Origin of the sequence: Arthrobacter sp. SAFR-044, from assembly GCF_051965175.1 — a bacterium.
Classification (GTDB): domain Bacteria; phylum Actinomycetota; class Actinomycetes; order Actinomycetales; family Micrococcaceae; genus Arthrobacter.
The window spans coordinates 393,123-415,218 of record NZ_JBQCMK010000002.1 but is presented as its reverse complement, the minus strand read 5'-3'; the positions used below and the strand labels follow the sequence as shown (position 1 = coordinate 415,218).

At 66.7% G+C, this 22,096-nt stretch carries 20 protein-coding genes and 1 tRNA gene; 13 read left to right on the top strand and 8 right to left on the bottom strand.

The genetic code is table 11. The annotated features are described in order from the left end of the window. Nucleotides 1-14 precede the first annotated feature (14 nt). Nucleotides 15-1,085 (bottom strand): EamA family transporter RarD, encoded by a 1,071-nt coding sequence (gene rarD / locus ACTHQS_RS04690; RefSeq protein WP_440166671.1) that lies wholly within the window; start codon nucleotides 1,083-1,085, stop codon nucleotides 15-17. Between the two features lie 103 nt (nucleotides 1,086-1,188). On the opposite strand from rarD, the gene ACTHQS_RS04685 reads away from it, so the two are divergent. The 9 genes from ACTHQS_RS04685 (at nucleotide 1,189) to ACTHQS_RS04645 (ending at nucleotide 11,911) form a co-directional block, all read left to right on the top strand. Continuing rightward, a complete protein-coding gene (locus ACTHQS_RS04685; protein ID WP_440166492.1) occupies nucleotides 1,189-2,184 on the top strand; it encodes a DNA topoisomerase IB in 996 nt (331 codons plus the stop codon). Nucleotides 2,185-2,229: 45 nt separating this feature from the next. Beyond that, nucleotides 2,230-3,690 (top strand): FAD-dependent oxidoreductase, encoded by a 1,461-nt coding sequence (locus tag ACTHQS_RS04680; RefSeq protein ID WP_440166491.1) that lies wholly within the window; start codon nucleotides 2,230-2,232, stop codon nucleotides 3,688-3,690. 40 nt (nucleotides 3,691-3,730) lie between these two features. Further along, nucleotides 3,731-4,336: a TetR/AcrR family transcriptional regulator gene (locus tag ACTHQS_RS04675; protein ID WP_440166489.1), complete on the top strand. Its 606-nt coding sequence runs from the start codon at nucleotides 3,731-3,733 to the stop codon at nucleotides 4,334-4,336. Continuing rightward, nucleotides 4,336-5,610 (top strand): glycosyltransferase, encoded by a 1,275-nt coding sequence (locus ACTHQS_RS04670; protein ID WP_440166488.1) that lies wholly within the window; start codon nucleotides 4,336-4,338, stop codon nucleotides 5,608-5,610. The genes ACTHQS_RS04675 and ACTHQS_RS04670 overlap by 1 nt, the downstream gene beginning before the upstream one ends. A gap of 81 nt (nucleotides 5,611-5,691) precedes the next feature. Beyond that, nucleotides 5,692-7,032 (top strand): GAF domain-containing protein, encoded by a 1,341-nt coding sequence (locus tag ACTHQS_RS04665; protein ID WP_440166486.1) that lies wholly within the window; start codon nucleotides 5,692-5,694, stop codon nucleotides 7,030-7,032. Nucleotides 7,033-7,180: 148 nt separating this feature from the next. Beyond that, on the top strand, nucleotides 7,181-8,704 hold the full coding sequence (gene exaC / locus ACTHQS_RS04660; protein ID WP_440166484.1) for an acetaldehyde dehydrogenase ExaC: 1,524 nt from the start codon (nucleotides 7,181-7,183) through the stop codon (nucleotides 8,702-8,704). Nucleotides 8,705-8,744: 40 nt separating this feature from the next. Then, on the top strand, nucleotides 8,745-9,767 hold the full coding sequence (gene adhP / locus ACTHQS_RS04655) for an alcohol dehydrogenase AdhP (protein ID WP_440166483.1): 1,023 nt from the start codon (nucleotides 8,745-8,747) through the stop codon (nucleotides 9,765-9,767). Further along, nucleotides 9,767-10,174 carry a DUF779 domain-containing protein gene (locus ACTHQS_RS04650; RefSeq protein WP_440166482.1) on the top strand — a complete coding sequence of 136 codons (408 nt, stop codon included), beginning with the start codon at nucleotides 9,767-9,769 and terminating at the stop codon, nucleotides 10,172-10,174. Before adhP ends, ACTHQS_RS04650 begins: the two co-directional genes overlap by 1 nt. A 174-nt stretch (nucleotides 10,175-10,348) precedes the next feature. Next, nucleotides 10,349-11,911, top strand: a complete 1,563-nt coding sequence (locus ACTHQS_RS04645) for an amino acid permease (RefSeq protein WP_440166480.1) — start codon at nucleotides 10,349-10,351, stop codon at nucleotides 11,909-11,911. A gap of 118 nt (nucleotides 11,912-12,029) precedes the next feature. Here the strand turns inward: ACTHQS_RS04645 and ACTHQS_RS04640 are convergent, their stop codons facing one another. From ACTHQS_RS04640 to ACTHQS_RS04630, 3 genes are all read right to left on the bottom strand, one after another. Then, nucleotides 12,030-12,665, bottom strand: coding sequence for a DUF2461 domain-containing protein (locus ACTHQS_RS04640; RefSeq protein WP_440166478.1), 636 nt, complete (start codon nucleotides 12,663-12,665; stop codon nucleotides 12,030-12,032). A 138-nt stretch (nucleotides 12,666-12,803) separates the two neighbouring features. Further along, nucleotides 12,804-14,300: a catalase gene (locus ACTHQS_RS04635; protein ID WP_440166476.1), complete on the bottom strand. Its 1,497-nt coding sequence runs from the start codon at nucleotides 14,298-14,300 to the stop codon at nucleotides 12,804-12,806. A gap of 7 nt (nucleotides 14,301-14,307) precedes the next feature. Beyond that, complete coding sequence (locus ACTHQS_RS04630) at nucleotides 14,308-14,793, bottom strand: Fur family transcriptional regulator (RefSeq protein WP_440166474.1); 486 nt, start codon at nucleotides 14,791-14,793, stop codon at nucleotides 14,308-14,310. An 80-nt stretch (nucleotides 14,794-14,873) separates the two neighbouring features. Here ACTHQS_RS04630 and ACTHQS_RS04625 point away from each other — a divergent pair, with 80 nt between their 5' ends. Both ACTHQS_RS04625 and htpX read left to right on the top strand, forming a co-directional pair. Further along, nucleotides 14,874-16,145 (top strand): MFS transporter, encoded by a 1,272-nt coding sequence (locus tag ACTHQS_RS04625; RefSeq protein ID WP_440166473.1) that lies wholly within the window; start codon nucleotides 14,874-14,876, stop codon nucleotides 16,143-16,145. A 28-nt stretch (nucleotides 16,146-16,173) separates the two neighbouring features. Then, nucleotides 16,174-17,040, top strand: coding sequence for a zinc metalloprotease HtpX (gene htpX, locus ACTHQS_RS04620; RefSeq protein WP_440166471.1), 867 nt, complete (start codon nucleotides 16,174-16,176; stop codon nucleotides 17,038-17,040). A 33-nt stretch (nucleotides 17,041-17,073) separates the two neighbouring features. Here the strand turns inward: htpX and efeB are convergent, their stop codons facing one another. The 4 genes from efeB to ACTHQS_RS04600 form a co-directional block, all read right to left on the bottom strand. After that, complete coding sequence (gene efeB, locus ACTHQS_RS04615; RefSeq protein WP_440166468.1) at nucleotides 17,074-18,450, bottom strand: iron uptake transporter deferrochelatase/peroxidase subunit; 1,377 nt, start codon at nucleotides 18,448-18,450, stop codon at nucleotides 17,074-17,076. Further along, complete coding sequence (gene efeO, locus ACTHQS_RS04610) at nucleotides 18,447-19,658, bottom strand: iron uptake system protein EfeO (protein ID WP_440166466.1); 1,212 nt, start codon at nucleotides 19,656-19,658, stop codon at nucleotides 18,447-18,449. Before efeO ends, efeB begins: the two co-directional genes overlap by 4 nt. A 30-nt stretch (nucleotides 19,659-19,688) precedes the next feature. Further along, entirely contained in the window at nucleotides 19,689-20,549 is an 861-nt protein-coding gene (gene efeU, locus ACTHQS_RS04605) for an iron uptake transporter permease EfeU (protein ID WP_440166464.1), read from the bottom strand. A gap of 238 nt (nucleotides 20,550-20,787) precedes the next feature. Further along, nucleotides 20,788-21,279, bottom strand: a complete 492-nt coding sequence (locus ACTHQS_RS04600; RefSeq protein WP_440166462.1) for a YajQ family cyclic di-GMP-binding protein — start codon at nucleotides 21,277-21,279, stop codon at nucleotides 20,788-20,790. A 186-nt stretch (nucleotides 21,280-21,465) separates the two neighbouring features. Between ACTHQS_RS04600 and ACTHQS_RS04595 the strand changes: the two genes are divergently transcribed. Both ACTHQS_RS04595 and ACTHQS_RS04590 read left to right on the top strand, forming a co-directional pair. Next, the gene (locus tag ACTHQS_RS04595) at nucleotides 21,466-21,720 is read left to right on the top strand and encodes a hypothetical protein (protein ID WP_440166460.1); all 255 of its coding nucleotides are present in this window, start codon (nucleotides 21,466-21,468) and stop codon (nucleotides 21,718-21,720) included. 166 nt (nucleotides 21,721-21,886) lie between these two features. Next, nucleotides 21,887-21,968: transfer RNA gene (locus tag ACTHQS_RS04590), tRNA-Tyr, on the top strand. Nucleotides 21,969-22,096: the final 128 nt, after the last annotated feature.

Here is a 22,096-nt window from a genome sequence, read left to right as displayed (position 1 = left end):
GCGGGTGCGCCGGTTCAGGCGCCTTGGCGGAGCGCGGCCCTGCGGGCCAGCGAGTTCCTGCGCGCCGCCCGCAGCATGTCCAGGGTCAGCACCAGCAGGGCCAGCCACACCACCCCGAAACCGATCCACCTCTCAAGGGTCATGGCCTCGCGGAACACCAGCAGCGCCACCAGGAACTGCAGGACGGGAGCGAAGTACTGAAGCAGCCCGATGGTGGTCATGGGCAACCGCCGTGCCGATGCACCGAAGAAGAGCAGCGGGACGGCGGTGATCACGCCCGATGCCAGCAGCAGCCAGAAGTGTCCCGCTCCCTGGGACGTCAGCGTGGAGCTGCCGCCTGCGGCGAGGACCACCATGGCCACGGCGGCCAGCGGCGCAAGCACCATGGTCTCCACGCTGAGGCTGGTGATGGCGTCCACCCTCGATCCCACCCGGTTCTTGACGAAGCCGTAGAGGCCAAAGCTGAATGCCAGGGTCAGGGCGATCCACGGCAGTTTGCCGTAGGAGTAGGTGAGCACGCCCACCGCCACGAAGCCGACGCCGACGGCGGTCCACTGGAGCGGCCGCAGCCTCTCCTTCAGGACCAGCACCCCCAGCAGCACGGAGACCAGCGGGTTGATGAAGTAGCCCAGGGACGTTTCCACAGCCTGCCCCGTGGTGACGCCGTAGGTATAGGTCAGCCAGTTGATGGCGATCAGGAAGGCGGCCAGCGCCAGCGAACCAAAGACCCGCCGGTCCTTCAGCGCCGTCGCAAGTACGCCCCATGCCCTGGTCACCGTAATCAGGAGGGCGCAGAAAAGCAGTGACCACACCACCCGGTTCGCTACGATTTCGACGGCGCCCGCCGGCATCAGGATAAAGAAGTACAGCGGGAGCAGCCCCCACAATACGTACGCGCCGATGCCGAACAGCATTCCCGCCGTCGAATCCTTGGCCACGGGCTTTGGACCCGCCGGCGCGGAGCCTGCCGAAGCCCCACCCGCCGAGGACTTTAAGGCCGGGGTCTCCACCGAAGGCGGCGCGGCTGCGGAGGTGGCAACGGGGGTGGCGGGGGAGGTTCCTTCTGGCGTAGGCACGAAGTCAATAACAGCATCAGATGGGCAGGTATTCCAGCAGACAGGCGGTAATCCAGAAAATAGTCAGTAGGCTTGCTTTCATGACATGTGCGCCTTTCCTGGAGCCCACTCCATGAGGCTCCGGCGCAGCAACGCCTCAGGCCGCGGCTACCGCAGGGTGGCCGCCGGCAAGGGCTTCAGTTACCGGGACCTGGATGGTTCAACCCTGCCGCCCGGCCCCATCCGGGACCGCCTGGAAAGCATCGGCATCCCGCCCGCCTGGACCGACGTCTGGATCGCCCCGTTCGAAAACGGCCATATCCAGGCGACCGGCGTGGATGCGGTGGGCCGCCGCCAGTACATCTACCATCCGGAGTGGCGCGAGCGGAAGGACCGCGTGAAGTTTGACCGTTCCCTCCAGTTGGCCGAATCGCTGCCCGCGGCCCGCCGGCAGGTCACCATGGACCTGCGCAGCGAGGGCTTCACCCGCGACCGCGTCCTGGCGGGGGCATTCCGGATGCTGGACAGCGGATCCCTGCGGGTGGGTTCGGAGCGGTACACCAACGAGAACGGCAGCCGGGGCCTGGCCACCCTGCTCTGCGCCCACGTCCAGGTGCGGAAGGACCGGATCCTGCTGCGCTTTCCGGCCAAGAGCGGCAAGGACTGGGAATCGGAACTCCGCGACGCCGACCTCGCCGTACTCCTGAGACTGCTCAAGCGGCGCGGCCCCAACGCCCGGTTGCTGGCCTACAAGGAAGGCAGGACCTGGCGCCCGGTCACCAGCGCGGACATCAACGCCTACGTGAAGGAACGGACCGGCTCCGACTTCACTGCCAAGGACTTCCGGACGCTGCGCGGGACCGTGGCCGCTGCGGAAAGCCTGGCCCGTACGGGAGTCCAGCGGACGGCTGCCAAACGGAAACGCGCCATCAGCCGCGCCATGTACGACGCGGCGGAGACGCTGGGAAACACCCCCTCCATCGCCCGCAAGAGCTACGTGGACCCGCGGGTGGTGGACCACTACCACGACGGCGAAACCATCGACCCGAAGCGGCTGGATTCGGCGGAAGCTGAACTCCGGGCACTCCTGTACCGCGAAGGCAAGGTAGTGGCCCTGGCTGCCAACTAGAATGGGGGACTGTGCGCTGCAGCATGCCGCGCGCCGTCATGAAACATGAGCAGGACCAGTTCAGAAGGGTTCCCGGTGTCCAATCACAGCGAAACCGCCGCCAACCGTCCCCTCCGCGTCGCCATTATCGGCGCGGGACCGGCAGGAGTCTATGCTGCGGACATCCTCACCAAGTCCAGCGGGGTCAAGGACGGCGACTTCCAGGTCAGCATCGACCTCTTCGAGGCCTACCCGGCGCCCTACGGACTGATCCGGTACGGCGTAGCCCCGGACCATCCGCGGATCAAGGGCATCGTCAACGCCCTGCACAAGGTCCTGGACCGGGGCGACATCCGGTTCCTGGGCAACGTGACCTACGGCCGGGACCTCACGCTGCACGATTTCCGGGCCTTCTACGACGCCGTCATCTTCTCTACGGGCGCCATCAAGGACGCGGACCTGGAGATTCCGGGCATCAACCTGCGCGGCTCCTTTGGCGGCGCCGACTTTGTGTCCTGGTACGACGGCCACCCGGACGTGCCCCGCGAGTGGCCGCTGGAGGCCAGGGAAATCGCGGTGATCGGCAACGGCAACGTGGCCCTGGACGTGGCCCGCATGCTGGTCAAGCACCCCGAGGAACTGCTCACCACCGAGATCCCGGACAACGTGTACGCCGGCCTGAAGGCGTCCCCGGTGACGGATGTCCACGTCTTTGGCCGCCGCGGCCCCGCCCAGGTCAAGTTCACCCCGCTGGAGCTGCGGGAACTGAGCCACATGGACGACGTCGACATCGTCCTCTACCCCGAGGATTTTGAATTCGACGAAGCCTCGGACGAGGCCATCCGCAGCAACAACCAGGTGAAGACCATGGTGAACACCCTCACCAACTGGCTCGTGGAGGAGCACGCGGAATCCGAGAACCCCTCCTCGCGCCGGCTGCACCTGCACTTCCTGCACAGCCCCGTCGAAGTGCTCGACGACGGCTCGGGCAAGGTGGGCGGCATCAAGTTCGAGCGCATGCAGCTGGACGGGACCGGCAACGCCAAGGGTACGGGGGAGTACATTGAGTACCCCGTCCAGGCTGTCTACCGGGCCATCGGCTACCATGGCTCGGCGCTGGATGAACTGGAGTACGACGCCAAGCGGGGCGTCATTCCCAATGAAGGCGGCCGCGTCCTGGATGCCGACGGCAACCCGGTCCCGGGCATCTACACCACGGGCTGGATCAAGCGCGGACCTGTGGGGCTGATCGGGCACACCAAGGGTGATGCGCTGGAGACCATCGGCTTCCTGCTGGAGGACCGGCTCAGCCTCCCGGCAGCCAAGAACCCGGATCCGCAGGCCATCATCGACCTGCTCGAAGAGCGCGGCATCGAATACACCACCTGGGAAGGGTGGAACAAGCTCGACGCCCACGAGGCAGGCCTGGGTGCCGCCTGGGCCGGACCCGACGGCCTGGACCACGTGGTCCGTGAGCGCATCAAGGTGGTGCCGCGCGAGGAGATGATCCGCATCTCCCGCGCGTAGACCCTATCCGCGGGGCCGCATTGGAGTTAATCTGATTAACATGAATGCGGCCGGGACCGGAACGCGCAACTACAGCTCCCCGAAACGTGCCACCTCCGCGGCGGAGACAGGGCGCCGGATCCTGCAGGCCACCGAAGACCTGTTCATGGAGGGTCCGCTCGCCGAGGTCACGCTGGGCGCGGTGGCCGACCGCGCCGGCGTCACGGTCCAGACCGTCATCCGCAGGTTCGGGGACCGTGCGGGCCTCATTGATGCCACCGCCCGGGCGGCCACGGCAAGGGTGGACAGCCAGCGCAACGCTGTCCCTCCCGGCGACGTTCGCGCCGCCGTCGGCAACCTCCTGGAGCACTACGAAACCACCGGTGCGATGGCCCTGAAGCTGCTCGCCGAGGAACAAACCTCTCCCGTCCTCGCAGAAATCACCGGGGGAGCACGCCGCCTGCACCGCGAATGGTGCCGCCGCGTTTTCGACCCCTTCCTTGACCCCCTGAAGGGCAGCCCGGACCACGACCGCCGGCTGGCCCAGTTCGTCGCCCTCTGCGACGTCTACACCTGGAAGCTGCTCCGCCTGGAGGCCGGGCTCAGCCGCGACCAAGTGGCCCACTCCCTGCTCGAAATGCTGGAACCCTTCACGCGGAGGCCCTGATGTCCACCGTCCTTGCCTACACCTCACCCGCCATCGGCCACCTCTTCCCCATGGTTCCGCTGCTCCAGGAGCTGAAGGCCCGCGGCCATGACGTCCACATCCGCACCCTCCCACGGCAGGCGCCCCAGCTCATGGAGTCAGGGTTCCACGCCGGACCGGTGGACCACCGCATCCTGGCGGTCGAGGCCACCGACTACCGCGCCGGGAACGCGAAGGCCGCATTGGCTTCCAGCGTGGAGACCTTCACGGCCCGCGCCCGCTTCGATGCCCCTGACCTGCAAAAGGCCATCGCCGACGTGGACCCCGACCTATTGCTGGTCGACATCAATGCGTGGGGAGCCCGCATCCAGGCCGAGTCCGCCGGCCTGCCGTGGGCCACCTTCAGCCCCTACACTCCACCGCTGCAGTCGAAGGGAACGCCTCCGTTCGGTCCGGGACTCGCCCCCATGCCGGGCCCGCTGGGACGCGCCCGCGACGCCGTGGCCCGCCGCCTGGTGATCGGAGCCGTCGAAAAATTGATGTTGCCGCGCATCAACGCCCTGCGGGCCGAAATCTCCGGCGGCATCCTTCCACCGGTCAGCGGCGCCGATTCCATGTTCCGCACGGCGCCGCTGATGCTGGTGGCTACGTCCGAGCCGTTCGAGTACCCGCACCCTGACTGGGGTCCGGACGTGCGCATGATCGGTGCGCTCGAATGGGAACCGCCGGCCGGACCTCCAGCCTGGCTGGAAGAGGTCACCGCTCCCCTGGTCCTGGTGACCACGTCCTCCGAGTACCAGGCGGATGACGCCATCGTCCGGACCGCCCTGGCGGCCCTCGCGGGGGAGCCCTTTACCGTCGTCGCCACCTTGCCTGCTGCCCATGCCGGCTCTGCGGGCGCTGCCAGGGCCGCCGGCCTGGACCGGTTCCAGCCCGTTCCGTCCAATGCCCGGCTGGAGCATTTCGTGCCGCACGGCCCTGTCCTCGATCGCGCCGCGGTTGCCATCACCCACGGCGGCATGGGGGCAACGCAGAAGGCGCTCTCAAAGGGAGTCCCCGTGGTGGTGGTCCCCTTCGGCCGCGACCAGCACGAGGTAGCCGCACGGGTAGTGGCGGCCGACGCCGGAGTGCGGCTCAGCCGGAAGCACCTCACCCCCGAGCGGCTCCTGGCAGCCGTCCACCAGGCCGTGGGCAAGGCGCTGGGGGCGCGCCGGGTGGCGGCGGGCTACGCGGCCGCCGGGGGAGCAGCGGCGGGAGCGGATGCCCTGGAAGAGCTCGTCCGGGCCCACCGATGACACAGGGTTGTTGTCCAGCTATGCTGGCTGGGCCACCCTCCGGCCCTGCATCGCCGGACAAGACTCCGGAACGGGAGTTCGATGACGAACCTGCTCCACCCTGAACCGCGCCAGCGAGCGGCGCTGGCCGGACATGAGCGCCTGGGATCGGATCCCGCCGCCTCAACCCCCGAGATTCCGGGGCTGCGCAACCTCATCAGGGAGTCCTGGCAGCGCTCGGCGAGCTTCAAGGCCAACCCGGACAACGCGGCCGCGCCGCTGGCCTTCGACTGGGACCAATTGGAGGACTACCGCCGGCAGCACCCCCTGGCCGCGATCATGCCGGTCATCAACAAACTCCTGGTCCAGCCCAGCCATGACAGCGGACTCCTGGTTGCGGTGGGCGACGAGGTGGGCAGGCTCCTGTGGGTGGACGGCGACCCCACCCTCCAGCGCCGGGCGGAAGGCATGATGTTCGTTCCCGGTGCCGACTGGTCCGAAGCCAGCGTCGGCACCAGCGCGCCCGGCACCGCCCTTGCCTTGGGCAGGGGCATCCAGATCGCCGGGGCGGAGCACTACCAGCGGGCGGTCCACCCCTGGAGCTGCACCGCCGTCCCCTTCCACGACCCCGACTCGGGCGCCGTGCTCGGCGTCGTGGACATTACCGGGACGGCCACCGCGGTGGCGCCGCACACGCTGTCGCTGGTGGAAGCCACCGTTGCTGCCGCACAGGCGCAGCTGCGGGTGGAGCGCCTGCAGCTTGCGGCGGAGCTCGCCAGCAAACCCGTCCGACGGCGGTCCCCGGCTGCCGCCGGGCGCAGTCGGGGGGCCACGGAAGGCAGCCTCTACCGCAACAGCCTCCAGCTGCTGGGCCGGGACCAGGCCCTGCTCAGCCTGGGCGGCAGGACCGTTTCCCTGTCCGCGCGGCACAGTGAGATCCTGGCCCTGCTGAGCGCGCATCCGGATGGGCTCAGCGCCGAGGAACTCGGTTCGCTGCTGTACCCGGGGGAGGGTTCCACCATCACGCTGCGGGCCGAGATGGTCCGGCTGCGCAAGGTCATCCAGCAGCTGAGTCCCGACGCTGTCCCCGGCTCACGCCCCTACCGGCTCCCGCTGGACCTGGTGCCGGATTCGGGCCAGGTTCTCAGCTGCCTGCAGCGCGGTGCGCACCGGATAGCCCTGGAAATCTACCGCGGCGAGGTGCTTCCCCGCTCGGAGGCTCCCGGCATTCTCGACCTGAGGCACAGGGTGTCCTCCCTGCTCCGGGAAGCGGTCCTTACGGACGGCAGCGCCGAGTCCCTGCTCAGGTACGCTGCCCTCCCGGAGGCAAGGGCCGACGTCGTCATCCGCCGCGCCGCGCTCCGCCTCCTGCCGCCGCGCTCACCCAAGCGGGCCGCCGTCGTGGCCGACCTGGAACGGCTGGAAGCCGAACTGCGCGCCTGACTTCAGACGTTTCACAGGGCCGGCCATTGTGCACTGTGATCTGCATCGCACCGTTGCAACCTTGCTGCAACCTCCGCGCTCCTACGCTGGCTTCATCGGCGAGCGCCCCTTCGGGGCCAGCCTTCTGCACAGCAAAGGAGCTAAGCACATGACCGTTTACGCACAGCCGGGAACCGACGGTTCGAAGGTCACCTTCAAGGACCGGTACGAGAACTGGATTGGCGGCGAATGGGTGGCCCCGGTGAAGGGCCAGTACTTCGAGAACATCACCCCGGTGACCGGCAAGGCGTTCTGCGAGGTGGCCCGCGGCACCGCTGAGGACATCGAACTGGCCCTGGACGCGGCACACAAGGCCGCACCCTCCTGGGGCAAGACCTCAGTGGCGGAACGCGCCGCCATCCTGAACAAGATCGCCGACCGCATTGACGAGAACCTGGAGATGCTCGCCGTCGCCGAAACCTGGGACAACGGCAAACCCGTCCGGGAAACCCTCAACGCCGACCTGCCGCTGGCCTCGGACCACTTCCGCTACTTCGCCTCCGCCGTCCGGGCCCAGGAGGGCAGCCTCTCCCAGCTCGATGACAACACCACCGCCTACCACTTCCACGAACCGCTCGGCGTGGTGGGCCAAATCATCCCCTGGAACTTCCCCATCCTGATGGCCGTCTGGAAACTGGCGCCCGCGCTCGCCGCCGGCAACACCGTGGTGCTCAAGCCCGCGGAGCAGACGCCCTCGTCGATCCTGGTGCTGATGGAACTTATCGGGGACCTGCTGCCGGCCGGCGTGGTGAACGTGGTCAACGGGTTCGGTGTGGAGGCCGGCAAGCCGCTGGCATCCAGTTCCCGGATCCGGAAGATCGCCTTCACCGGTGAAACCACCACCGGGCGGCTCATCAGCCAGTACGCCAGCCAGAACCTCATCCCCGTCACCCTGGAACTGGGCGGCAAGAGCCCCAACATCTTCTTCAATGACGTTGCCCAGGAAAACGACGCCTTCTACGACAAGGCCCAGGAAGGCTTTGCGCTGTTCGCCTTCAACCAGGGCGAAGTCTGCACCTGCCCGTCACGGGCCCTGGTCCAGGAGGACATCTACGACTCCTTCATGGCCGACGCCGTGGCCCGGGTGGAAAAGATGATCCAGGGCAACCCGCTGGACACCGACACGCAGGTCGGTGCGCAGGCCTCCAACGACCAGCTGGAGAAAATCCTGTCCTACATCGACATCGGAAAGCAGGAAGGCGCCAAGGTGCTCACGGGCGGCGCGCGGGCCGAACTTCCGGGTGACCTCGCCGGCGGCTTCTACGTCCAGCCCACTGTGTTCGAAGGCCACAACCGGATGCGGATCTTCCAGGAGGAGATTTTCGGCCCCGTGGTGGCCGTGACCAGGTTCAGCGACTACAACGACGCCATGGGCATCGCCAACGACACCCTGTACGGACTGGGCGCAGGCGTCTGGTCCCGCAGCGGCAACGTGGCCTACCGCGCAGGCCGTGAAATCCAGGCCGGCCGCGTCTGGGTCAACAACTACCACGCCTACCCGGCAGGTGCTGCCTTCGGCGGCTACAAGTCCTCGGGCATCGGGCGTGAGAACCACGCCATGATGCTGGACCACTACCAGCAGACCAAGAACCTGCTGGTCAGCTACGACGAAAACAAGCTGGGCTTCTTCTAGGCCCAGCCCGCACCACTACAACGACGCAAGGATTTCGCCAATGACGACGACAATGCAAGCAGCAGTAGTAACCGAATTCGGCACCGACCTTAAGGTCAAGGACGTCGCCATTCCCGAGCCGGGGCCGGGACAGGCCCTTGTCAAGGTCCTGACCACCGGCGTCTGCCACACCGACCTCCACGCCGCGGAAGGCGACTGGCCGGTCAAACCCTCCCCTCCGTTCGTTCCCGGGCATGAGGGCGTGGGCGAAGTAGTCGCCTTGGGCGAGGGGGTTACCGACCTCGCCATCGGTGACCTGGTGGGCAACGCGTGGCTGTGGTCAGCCTGCGGCGACTGCCAGTACTGCCGCACCGGCTGGGAAACCCTCTGCGAGGCGCAGCAGAACGGCGGTTACAGCGTGGACGGCTCCTTCGGCGAGTACATGCTGGTTGACTCCCGGTTCGCCGCGCGCATACCGGCGGGATCCGACCCCGTCGAGGTGGCGCCGGTGCTGTGCGCCGGCGTCACCGTCTACAAGGGGCTGAAGATGACCGAAACCCGGCCGGGCCAGTGGGTCACCATTTCCGGCATCGGCGGCCTGGGGCACATCGCGGTCCAGTACGCCGTGGCCATGGGACTCCGTGTAGCGGCTGTGGATATCGCCGACGACAAGCTCGCGCTGGCCAAAGTCCACGGCGCTGAAGTGACGGTCAACGCCCTGCATGAGGACCCGGCGGAGGTGATCCAGCGGGAGACAGGAGGCTGCCATGGAGTGCTGGTCACTGCGGTGCACCCGTCAGCGTTTGGACAGGCCATTGGGATGGCCCGCCGCGGTGGCACCATCGTGTTCAATGGACTGCCGCCGGGCGATTTCCCGGCGCCGATCTTCGAGATTGTGCTCAAGGGACTGACTGTCCGCGGCTCGATCGTCGGCACCCGGCAGGACATGGAGGAAGCCCTGGATTTCTATGCCCGGGGGAAGATCCACCCCACGGTGTCGGTCCGGGAGCTGTCGGAGGTCAACGCTGTGCTCGATGAGATGAAGCACGCCAAGATCGACGGCCGCGTGGTGCTGAGGTTCTGATGCCGGCCGAAGGGCTGGCTGCCGCCGTGACGCTGCCCGGGGAAGATTTCTCCCGGGTGGCGCTCACGCCGGCTGCCGTGGACCTGCTCCGGATGCTGTGGGACAAGCATGGCCCGCTCATGTTCCATCAGTCCGGCGGCTGCTGCGACGGGTCCTCGCCTATGTGCTATCCGGCCGGGGACTTCATCACCGGGGACGCGGACGTCCTGCTGGGGCTGTTCGACCTTTCGGACGGATTGCAGCCGCTGCCGCTGGAGTTCTGGATGTCCCGGGAGCAGTTCAACTACTGGAGCCACACCCATCTGACCATCGACGTCGTACCGGGACGGGGGAGCGGCTTCTCCGTTGAAGCACCTGAGGGTAAACGCTTCCTGATCCGGTCCACGCTGATGGAATGGCCCTCCTAGGAAGTTCGATCGATAGGCACTCGGGGCTCTCCATTCGGAGGGCCTCGAGTGCTTTGGCAGAAGAATGTTCGGCATCGGGGCTGTCTCACTATTCGGGACAATTGGGACCGTCCATTGGATGGACAGTATCGTTGATAGGTCTGTTTCCCTCACAAACCAGGATTGTGACCCCCAATGAACCTTCTGCGGACAAAATCCATCGAGCAGTCGATCGCCGACGCCGATGAACCCGGACGCAAGCTTAAGCGTTCCCTCAGCACCTGGGACCTCATGATCATGGGCGTCGCCGTTGCTGTCGGCGCCGGTATCTTCTCGGTCGGCGCAAAGGCTGCCGCCAACTTTGCCGGTCCCGCTGTTACGCTCTCCTTCGCGATCGCCGCGGTCACCTGCGCGCTGGCCATCATGTGCTACGCCGAGTTCGCCACCGCCATTCCCGTGGCGGGATCTGCCTACGTTTTCACCTACGCCACGATGGGCGAACTCCTTGCCTGGATCATCGGCTGGAACCTGATCCTTGAGCTGTTCACGGCCGCTGCCGTGATCGCCAAGTACTGGGGCATCTACCTCAGCAAGGTGTTTGCCCTCACGGGCCTGGACATCCCGCCGGCCATCTCGCTGGGCGGGGTGGACCTCTACTGGGGTGCATTCCTGATCGTGGCCATCTTCACCGTGCTGCTGGTGCTGGGCACCAAGCTCTCCGCCCGCGTGGGCAACATCTTCACGCTGATCAAGATCGCCGTGGTGCTGTTCGTGATCGTGGTGGGCTTCACCTACGTGAAGTTCGAGAACTACAGCCCGTTCGTTCCGGCAGCCGAGCCCACGGCCGGCACCGGCGCCGCAGACGTCCTGAAGCAGTCCTTCTTCGGCTTCCTGACAGGAGCTGCCCCTGCCCAGTACGGCACCATGGGCATCTTCGCCGGTGCCGCCCTGGTGTTCTTCGCCTTCATCGGCTTCGACGTGGTGGCCACGTCCGCTGAAGAAGTGAAGAATCCGCAGAAGACCCTGCCCCGAGGAATCTTCGGCGGCCTGGCTTTGGTGACGCTGCTCTACATCCTCGTGTCCCTCGCCCTCACCGGCATGGTGTCCTACACCCAGCTGGCCGAGGCCAAGAGCCCCACCCTCACCACGGCCTTCGAAGCCGTGGGCGACACTTCCGCGGCCAAGGTCATCGCCTTCGGTTCCCTGGTGGGCCTGACCACCGTGATCATGGTGCTCCTCATGGGCCTGTCCCGCGTGGTGCTGGCCATGAGCCGCGACGGCCTGCTGCCCCGGGCGCTGTCCAAGACCAGCGACAAGCGGTCCACCCCGGTCCGCCTCCAGGTCATCTGCGGTGCCGCGGTGGCCCTCGTGGCCGGGCTCACCAACGTGGACCTGCTCGAGGAAATGATCAACATCGGTACGCTGTCCGCGTTCGTGGTGGTCAGCCTGGGCATCCTGGTGCTCCGCAGGAAGCGCCCGGACCTGAAGCCTGCGTTCCGCGTTCCGTTCGGCAAGGTGGTCCCCATCGTGTCTGCCGTGCTGTGCCTGTACCTGATGACCAACCTCGCCGTGGAAACCTGGATCTTCTTCGCCTTCTGGCTGGTCCTGGGCCTGGCCATCTACTTCGCCTACGGCCAGCGCCACTCACGGCTCAACGAGCGCTTCGCCGAAGCCAACGCGACGGTCAACGGCACCCTTGGTTCCGCTCCGAGCAAAGCCGCGGAACCTGAGGACGAGGATGAGCTGAGCCGGACCTGATGGCCGGCCGCACCAGCTGCTGAACTGCCCGCCCGGCCTCCGCCGGGCGGGCAGCCGCGTTTACGGACTTTCATTGTTTCCCGCCCGGCGCCCCGGCTCTGCTGTTGCAGTGTTCCGGTTACGGCGCCGCGTACCGTCCCACCCATTCCACGAGCGGCCGCAGCTGCCGCCACCGTTCCGCGATCTGCTCCTTCGCGGCCGGTGTGGACACCCACTCCGGCTGGCCCACCTCGACACCCGCGGACAGCGATTTGTGCTTGAGCAGTTCGGCGCGGGGATGCTCCTTGTCGAAACCCCGCGGGACGGTTTTCAGCTTCTCGCCCTCGATGGCAAAACCGGCCCCGGCCGCGGCATCCACGATGTCCTGCAGGGCTGCGCCGCTGGCGGACGCATCAGCGGCCGCGCGGAACCGGGCCAGCTGCGCGGGCGTGTGGGAGTGGTAGCCGCCACCGATCAACAGCCCGTCTGCGTTGATTTGGAGGTAGAAACCCACGCCTTCCTGGCGCGCGGCGAAGGCTCCCTGGGCAGTCTTGTACGGTGACTTGTCCATCGAGAAACGGATGTCCCGGTTGGGGCGGAAGAGCTTGGCAGGTCCGAACTCGGGCTCCAGCTCGGAGAGCAGGAGGGTGAGCGGCTCCTTGACCGATTCGTCGTACGTGGCTTTGTGTTCCAGCCACCAGTCGCGGTTGTTGTTCTCTTCGAGCTCCGCATAAAACCCGAAGGCTTCCGGGGGAATGCCTGAAAATGTTTCCATGAAGGGAGCCTAGGGTCCAGCCGCGCGATCGGGCCAGAGCGCCAGGACCGTATGTGCAAAAGGGCCAGCAAAAAGACCACCCCGCCACAGGAAGCCTGTGGCGGGGTGGTCTTTTCTGTCAGCAGGCAGGAAGCCTGGTCAGCCGATCTTGTTGGCGGACTCTGCATCCGAGGTGGGAGCCGAGGGGGCAGCCACCGTGCCGAGGTTGGCGCGCAGCTTGGCGCCCAGTTCGGCGTCGACGTTGGTCCAGTACTGGATGGCGCGTTCCTTGATGTCGGAGCGCTTTACACCGCCCACGGCACCGGTGATGGTCTCCAGGAAGCGGGCTTTTTCTGCTTCGTTGTAGACCTCGCGGTACAGCGTGCCGGCCTGGACGAAGTCGCCGTCCTCGGCGTGGAGGGAGTGCGCAGCAAGGGTCAGCTCGCCGTCGTTCTCCCAGCCGCCGGCCGGGTTCTGCGGCTCAAGTGCAGCCGGTCCCCCAAAAGTGTTGGGGGCGTACACGGGAACCGAGGGTGCGTTGAACAGGAAACGTCCCTGGCCGTCCTGGCTGTAGTTGTTGACCTGGTTCTTGGGCTGGTTCACCGGGATCTGGGCGTGGTTGGTGCCCACGCGGTAGCGGTGTGCGTCCGCGTAGGAGAAGATGCGGGCCTGCAGCATCTTGTCCGGGGAGGCGGCGATGCCGGGCACGAAGTTCGACGGCGCGAAGGTGGCCTGCTCGATCTGCGCGAAGTAGTTCTCCGGGTTCTTGTTCAGCTCCATGGTGCCCACCTTGATCAGCGGGTAGTCAGCGTGCGGCCAGACCTTGGTGAGGTCGAACGGGTTGAAGCGGTAGGTCTTGGCATCCTCGTACGGCATGACCTGCACGTGCAGGTCCCAGGACGGGAAGTTGCCGGCCTCGATGTTCTCGGACAGGTCGCGGATGTAGAAGTCCGCGTCAGAGCCGGCAAGCTGTTCGGCCTGCTCGGAGCTCATGGAGTTCACGCCCTGGTTGGACTTGAAGTGGTACTTGACCCAGAAACGCTCACCCTCGGCGTTGATCCACTGGTAGGTGTGCGAGCCGTAGCCCTGCATTTCGCGCCAGGAGGCGGGCAGGCCGCGGTCACCCATCAGCCAGGTGACCTGGTGTGCGGACTCGGGGGAGAGGGTCCAGAAGTCCCACTGCATGTCGGCGTCGCGCAGGTGCGTGCCCGGCAGGCGCTTCTGGGAGTGGATGAAGTCCGGGAACTTGATGCCGTCGCGGATGAAGAAGACCGGGGTGTTGTTGCCCACGAGGTCGTAGTTGCCCTCGCTGGTGTAGAACTTCACGGCGAATCCGCGGGGGTCGCGCCAGGTGTCCGGGGAGCCGTTCTCGCCGGCCACGGAGGAGAAGCGGATCAGCATCTCGGTCTCGACGCCAGGCTGCAGGAACGCGGCCTTGGTGTACTTGGAGACATCCTCGGTGGTCTTGAAAGTACCGAATGCACCGCCGCCCTTGGCGTGCACTACGCGCTCCGGAACCCGCTCACGGTTGAACTGGGCGAGCTTTTCCACCAGGTAGTGGTCAGTCAGGATGATGGCACCGTCGGCACCAACTGACTTTGAGTGTGCGTCGGACGTAACCGGTGCACCTGACTGGGTTGTGGAAACGGCAGTCATTGTTCTCCTATTTCTCTTTTTCTTGCGAGGGACTGTGGGGAGGAAGCTGTTGGGCCTGCTGGCATTCCTGGCAGATGCCCTGGTACATGACGTCGGCGATCTGGATGGTCATCGGCTTGGCGTCCGGGTTCCAGTGCGGCGTGAGGCAGGGGGCGTGGCCGACGGCGCAGTCCACGTCTTCCACGCGTCCGCAGCTGATGCAGATGGCGTGGTGGTGGTTGTCGCCCACGCGGGTTTCATACAGGGCGGGGGAGTGCGGCGGCTCGAACCGGCGCAGCATGTGCAGGTCCGTCAGGTCGCCCAGGACCACATAGACGGACTGGGCCGTGAGTTCGGGCAGTTCCGTGCGGGCGGCGGCGAGGATGCTTTCGGCAGGGGAATGGGGGTGGCGTTCGACGGCGGCGAGTACAGCGAGCCGCTGCTTGGTCACCCTGCGGCCGTGGGCGCGCAGGGCTGCAGCCCACGCTTCCTGGCCGTCAAAGTGCTCCGTCATGGCTCCATTGAAGCACTTATTATTAATAACTCACAATAAGGCGCGGCTTACTTCATCGTGTCGCCCGCTAATGTTGCGGGGTGGGGAAAATACTTGCCGATGTCACACCGCTCAAGGAAAGCCCCGCATTCCGCCGGCTCTGGCTGGGATCGGCGGTGTCCGCCGTCGGCAGCCAACTGACCCTGGTGGCGGTGAGCCTTGAGGTGTACCGCCTGACCCAGGACAGCTTCTACGTCGGGTTGCTCGGCATCTTCGCCCTGGTTCCCCTGGTGATAGGCGGCCTGATGGGCGGCTCCATCGCCGACGCGCATGACCGCCGCCGCATCGCCCTGCTGGCTTCCACCGTGCTGTGGCTGACCACCGGCCTGATCGCGCTCCAGGCCTGGCTGCACCTGGGCAACGTATGGGTGCTGTACCTGCTGGTGGCACTGCAAAGCGGGGCCCAGGCCATCAACCAGCCGGCCCGCAGCGCCATCATCCCCATGCTCATCCGCAAGGAACTCCTGCCGGCGGCCAACGCCCTGAGCATGCTGTCCCTGGGCCTGGCCATGACCGCCGGGCCGCTGCTGGCCGGCGTCCTGGTGGCCTGGCTCGGGTTCGGGTGGACCTACACCATCGACTTCGCCAGCTTCGCGTTCGTCCTGTGGGCCGTTTACCGCCTCCCGCCCATGCCGCCCACCGGCGACCACAGCAAGCCCGGCCTGTGGTCCGTCATTGAGGGGTTCCGGTTCCTGGGGACCCGGCCCAACCTCCGCATGACCTTCATCATCGACCTCGTGGCCATGGTCCTCGCCCAGCCGCGCGCGCTGCTCCCCGCCGTAGCGGCGCTCATGATCGGCGGCGGGGAGGCCACCGTGGGCATCCTGCTGGCCTGCACCGCCGTCGGGGCCTTCCTGGCCGGCCTGTTCTCCGGGCCGCTGGGCAGCGTGCGCCGCCAAGGGACCGCCGTCGTGGTTTCCGTCATGGGCTGGGGTGCGTCCATCGGCGCGTTCGGCCTGGTGGTGCTGCTCGCCGGGCCCGCGCCGGACGGTGCCGTCACCCTATGGCTGCTGGCCGCCGCCGCCTGCTGCGCCCTGGCCGGCATCGCCGACTCCATCAGCAGCGTCTTCCGGAACACCATCCTGCAGGCCGCAGCACCCGACCACCTGCGCGGACGGCTGCAGGGCGTCTTCATCGTGGTGGTGGCCGGCGGCCCCCGGATCGGGGACCTGCTGGCCGGCGGCGCGACTAAGCTTTTGAATGAGGGCTGGGTCCTGCTGCTCGGCGGTGCGCTGTGCATCGCGGGGGCATGGCTCGCTGCGAAACTCCAGCCAGGCTTCCGGAAGTACGATGCCCGGAACCCGGTGCCCTAGCAAGCCGTTCCTTAAGCAAGGAGGAAACGTGCATAACCATCACAACGGCCTGAAGACCGCGGCACTCTTCGGGGTGCTGTGGGCGGTGTTGCTGGGCCTTGGCGGGCTGATCGGCGTGGGTACCCGCAGTTCGGCGCCCATCTGGATCATGGCCCTGATCGGCGTCGGCACCACGTTCTACGGCTACTGGAACAGCGACAAGATCGCCATCCGCTCCATGCAGGCCTTTCCGGTCACCGAAGCCCAGGCACCGCAGCTGTACCAGATTGTCCGCGAGCTCTCGATGCGCGCCAACCAGCCCATGCCGCGCATCTACGTCTCGCCCACCATGAACCCCAACGCCTTCGCCACCGGCCGGAACCCACAAAACGCCGCCGTCTGCTGCACCGAGGGCATCCTGCAGCTGCTGGACCCCCGCGAACTCCGCGGCGTCCTGGGTCACGAGCTCATGCACGTCTACAACCGCGACATCCTCACCTCGTCCGTGGCCGCCGCCGTCGCCGGCGTCATTACGTCGGTGGGACAGATGCTGCTGTTCTTTGGCGGTGGCGACCGGCGCAACGCCAACCCGCTGGCCATGATCGCCATGGCCCTTCTGGCGCCCTTTGCGGCGTCGCTGATCCAAATGGCCATCTCCCGCACCAGGGAGTACGACGCCGACGAGGACGGTTCGCAGCTCACCGGCGATCCGCTGGCGCTCGCCTCAGCCCTGGCCAAGATCGAGCGCGGCGTCAGCATTGCCCCGCTGCCGCAGGACCAGCGGCTAGTCAACGCCTCGCACCTGATGATCGCCAACCCGTTCCGCGGCGGCGGCATGAACAAGCTGTTCGCCACCCACCCGCCCATGCGGGACCGGATCGCACGGCTGGAGCGGATGGCGGGCCGGCAGCCGTAGCCGGGACCCCGCCGTCGGAGGTCGGGCAACCGGCTACGTGAACAGGCCGTCCCCGATGAATCCGCCGGGCTTCACCCCGCCGGGGGCGGCGAACAGCCCCGAGCCCGTGTGTTTCAGGTACTCCACGGCCAGGGTGTCGCCCTTGGCCATCGCCATCTGCATCGGGACGTAGTGGGTACGGGGATCGGTCACGAAGGCAATGAAGAACAGGCCCGCATCGAGGTGGCCCACGCCGTCGGAACCGTCCGTGTAGTTGTAGCCCCGGCGAAGCATCCGCACGCCGCTGTTCTGGCTGGGGTGGGCCATCCGCATGTGCGAATCGAGCGGAATCAGGGGTTTGCCGCCCTTGCCCTGGCGGGTGAAATCCGGCTCCGTGAACTCCTCGCCGCCGGACAGAGGTGCGCCGCTGCCCTTGGTCCTGCCGATCAGCCCTTCCTGCTCGCCCAGCGACGTGCGGTCCCAGATCTCGATGTGCATCCGGATCCGCCGGGCCACCAGGTAGCTGCCGCCAGTCAACCAGGCATCCTCGGGCCGCCCGGACTGGGCCCACACATGCTGGTCCAGCAGCTGCTCATCCTCGACCTTGAGGTTGTTGGTGCCGTCCTTGAAGCCGAAGAGGTTCCGCGGGGTCTGCTGGGCGCGGGAGGTGGACGAGGTCCGGCCGAATCCCAGCTGGGACCACCGCACCCGGACCTTTCCGAACCCGATCCTGGCCAGGTTCCGGATCGCGTGCACTGCCACCTGGGGATCGTCGGCGCAGGCCTGGACCACCAGGTCCCCGCCGCTGCGGGCCGGGTCCAGGTCGTCGCCGGGGAAGTGCGGCAGGTCAATCAGGGCCTCGGGCTTTCGCCCGTCCAGGCCGAAGCGGGCCACGCCGTCCTTCTCGAAGAGGGCCGCGCCGAAACCGAAGGTCAGGGTCAGCTTGCCCGCGTTGAGGTCCAGGGCCTCGCCGGTATCCTCGGGCGGGGCTCCATACGGGCCGTCCACCGCACCGGTCGCGCCGGCCGGGCGGCCTTCGGTCAGCGCTTCCGCAGCCCGGGTCCAGTCCTTGAGCAGCTGGATGAGTTCTTCGCGCTTGGTGGTGGTGACGTCGAACGCGGCCATGTGCAGGCGGTCCTGGGCCGGGGTGGTGATGCCGGCCTGGTGGTCCCCGTGGAAGGGGACCACCGGACTGTCCACGGCCGGCGGTGCGGCGGAAGCCGCCACCGCATCGTGGCCCAGGAAACCTGCGGCGAGCCCGGCGGCGGCACCGCCCAGTCCGGCGATGCCAAACAGGCCGCGCCTGCTCAGGCGGGCGCCCGCCGTCGGGCGTTCCCCTTCCGTGGAATCCGAGGATGCCTGAGCGGAAGCCGCGCCCGTGTTCGGCTCCGAAGCCTCACGCGGCGGGGCGCTGAACGGGCAGCCGGTCACAGGACCACCGCCGCCGTGAGCCGGGACAGTGGCTCCCCAAGGGCGTCCACCAGGGACGCCAGTTGCTGGACCTGCTCCGGCGCCAGCTTGTCGTAGGAGGTGAAGCCGGAACCCTGGGCATGCGTGGCAAGTTCCGCCTGCAGCGCGGCAAATTTGTCATCGAGCGAGGCTGCCAGGGCGGCATCCTTCTGCAGCAGGGCAGGCTTCAGGCTCTCAAAGGCGATGCGGGCGCCGTCCACGTTCGCCTGGAAGTCCCAAAGATCGGTGTGCGACCAGATCTCCTCCTCGCCTGTCACCTTTCCGGTGGCAACCTCATCCAGGAGTTCCTTGGCGCCGTTGCCCAGCATGTCCGCGGAGATCTCCAGCGTGCGGGTGCGCCCCACCAGGTCCTTGGTGTCGGCCACCATGCGGTCGGCGATGACCGAGCGCTCGGCGGCGGTCAAGGCCGTGTAGCCAGCCGGCGGGAACAGGTCCTTCTCCGCGCGGTGCCACCCGGTCCACTCCTGTCCGGGCTCAAGATCGGCCTCACGGGCATCAAGCTGCGGGTCCAGGTCCCCGAAGGACTCTGCCACGGGTTCAATCCGCTCCCAGTGCTGGCGGGTGGCCGCGTACAGCTCGCGCGCCTTCGCCGCGTCACCGGCTGCGAAGGCCGCCGCGAACTGCTCGGTCCCGGTGAGCAGCTGTTCGCTCTGGTCCTTGACGTAGGACGCGTACTGCGTGGTGGCGGTGTCCAGGAGCTTCTGGAAATCCGCGTCCGCCGAGGGCTGGTTGCCGGACTGGGTGACCTCCAGCGCAGCCCTGATGCCGTCGCCTTCCATGCCGGGCTTGCAGGCGGTGGTGTAGGTGCCGGCGGGGGCGGTCACCACCAGGTTGCGGCTCAGGCCCGGGCCAATGTTCTCCACCTCGCCAAGAATGCGCAGCCCGTCCGCCGCCAGCAGGTAGAACTCCGTGACCGCGGTGCCCTCATTCCTGACTGAAAACGTGAGGTTGCCGCTGGGCACACTGGTGGCGGAGACCTTGCATTCGGTGTTGGAGCTGACCACGTCGATGGCGCCTCCGGAGGTGTCCGAGGCCTTGGTGTTGTCCGTGCAGCCCGTGAGGATCAACGGCACGACGACGACGGCGGCGGCCAGGGCGGCGCGCTTGCTGCGGAAGGCGCAGGGGGCATTTTTGGGCAAGCTGTTCTGAGGCAGGGTGAAGCCAGGCATGGGGATTCCTTTGGTGCGGGTGAAGGGGACTTAGGCGGCGGCCACGGCCTTGGCGGCCGTGTTGCCGTGGGAGCCGGCGGGCCTGGATGGTGCCTTGTGGTTGGTGCGGAGGTACAGGAACAGCACGGGCAGCACGTAGAGCAGCCAGGCTCCGGCTTCCAGCCAGGTGGTGGCGGGGGAGAAGTTGAGGGTGCCCTTGAGCAGGGTGCCGTACCAGGACGACGGCGGGACGGCGACGCTGATGTCGAAGGCCAGGGAGTGCAGGCCCGGAAGCAGGCCGGCCTCCTGGAGGTCATGGATGCCGTAGGACAGGACGCCGCCGGCGATGACGATCAGGGCTGCCCCGGTCCAGGTGAAGAAACGCGAGAGGTTTACTTTCAGGACTCCCCGGTGCAGCAGGTAGCCGAAGCCGGCCGCGGCTGCCAGGCCCAGCAGGGCGCCGATGAGCGGCTGGGTGGACTCGCCGGTGGCCTTGGCCGCAGCCAAGAGGAAGAGGGCGGTTTCCAGGCCTTCGCGTCCCACCGCGATGGCGGCCACCACCGCCAGGCCCCAACCGGCGCCGCCCGCTGACTTGTCCACGCGGCTCTTTAGATCGCTTCCCAGGGTCCGCGCGGTGCGTGCCATCCAGAACACCATCCACGTCACCAGGCCGACGGCGGCGATGGACAAGGTGCCGCCGATGGCCTCCTGCGCTTCAAAGGTGAGGCCTTTCGGCCCGAAGGTCAGCAGGGCGCCGAAGGCAACGGACACGGCAACCGCTGCTGCCACGCCCACCCAGAGCCGGGGAATGAGGTGGCGGCGGTCCGTTTTGGCCAGGTAGGCCATGAGGAGGACCACCACCAGGGTGGCTTCGAGTCCTTCGCGCAGGCCGATGAGGAAGTTGGCAGTCATCAAGTGTTCTTTCGCTCAGGCTGCCCTTACTTAGGCAGGCCTAAGGAAGAGATTACCCGGCAGCGTCGATTACGCAAACTAAACGTGCCGTAATTGTCCTGAGGTTACTTTCCGGCAGTGCGCGTTGTGTAAAACCGGCCGGAATACGCAAAAAGGCTGGCGCACCCCGTATTCCGGGTGCGCCAGCCGTTCTGCGTGGCGTATATGTTTTTGCCGCGTCTCAGACGGCGGCGGAGTGCTAGCTGCGGAAGTTCACAAACTGCAGGTCTGCTTCATCGAAGTCCTTGAGCAGGGCCATGGTGGCCTGCAGGTCGTCCCGCGATTTGGAGGAGACGCGCAACTCGTCGCCCTGGATCTGCGACTTGACCGACTTCGGTGCTTCGTCGCGGATGAGCTTGTTGATCTTCTTGGCCAGGTCCTGGGCAATGCCTTCCTTGATGGAGGCCTCCAAACGGTATTCCTTGCCCGAGGCGTAGGGTTCGCCCTCGTCGAGGGACTTCAGCGAGATGCCGCGCTTGATCAGCTTGGACTGGAAGACGTCCAGGACGGCCTTGACGCGCTCTTCCGAGTTGGCCTTCATGAGGATCTTCTCGCCGCTGAAGTCGATCTCGGCGCCCACGCCCTTGAAGTCATAGCGCTGGGCGATTTCCTTTTGGGACTGGTTGAGCGCGTTCGCGACTTCCTGCTTGTCCACTTTGCTTACGACGTCGAACGTTGACTCGCCTGCCATGACTCTCCTTTGTTGATGGGAGCCCCGTGCGGGTACAGGGCCTGGATCACTGGCATCCAGCCTAGTACGGATGCCCCGGCTGGTGGGGGCGCCTGATTCACAGTTCCCTCTCAGCGGACGTACCGGAGGAACGAAGGAGGGCTGGCAAGAGTTGGAGCAGTTGTACCGCAGTTCGAAGGGAACACCATGCACCGCAAAGCCGCCCGTTACGTCACCCGGACCACTACCGCAGCGGCAGGGGCGGTGGCTACAGCGGCGTCGTCGGTGGCGGCAGCAGCGGTGGCGGCCTCCATCATCTTCAGTCCCGTGGCGGATGCTTCCTCCCGCATGGACGGGGTCCGTGCCGACCTGCAGCGCGCTGTGCAGCTGAACCAGATCACCGAGGAGCAGGCGCTGAGCTTTGAAGCCAAGCTGGCCGGGCGCATTCTGGGCGAGGGCTGACCGGCCTTAGTTCCGCATGGTTTCAAGGGATCTGGGCCACTGGAAGCCCCGATTCGATTCTTCGCCGGAAGTTCTGTAAAGTTGTCTTGCCCGCGGTTACTGAAGCGGAAAGCGCCGGAAACGGAGCTTCCCAACACTGCATCGGCGGGTACTTCTTTTGAAGTTCGGCAGATTACCCGAGCGGCCAAAGGGGGCTGACTGTAAATCAGCTGGCAACGCCTACGGGGGTTCGAATCCCTCATCTGCCACCCAAGGAAAGCCTCCGGAACCACCAGGTTCCGGAGGCTTTTTCGTTGCCCCCAAGACGCCCCACCACCTCCTGCCCCACATCCCTGGACGCGCCATCATGTCCTGCCCCAGTTCCGGGGACGCGCCA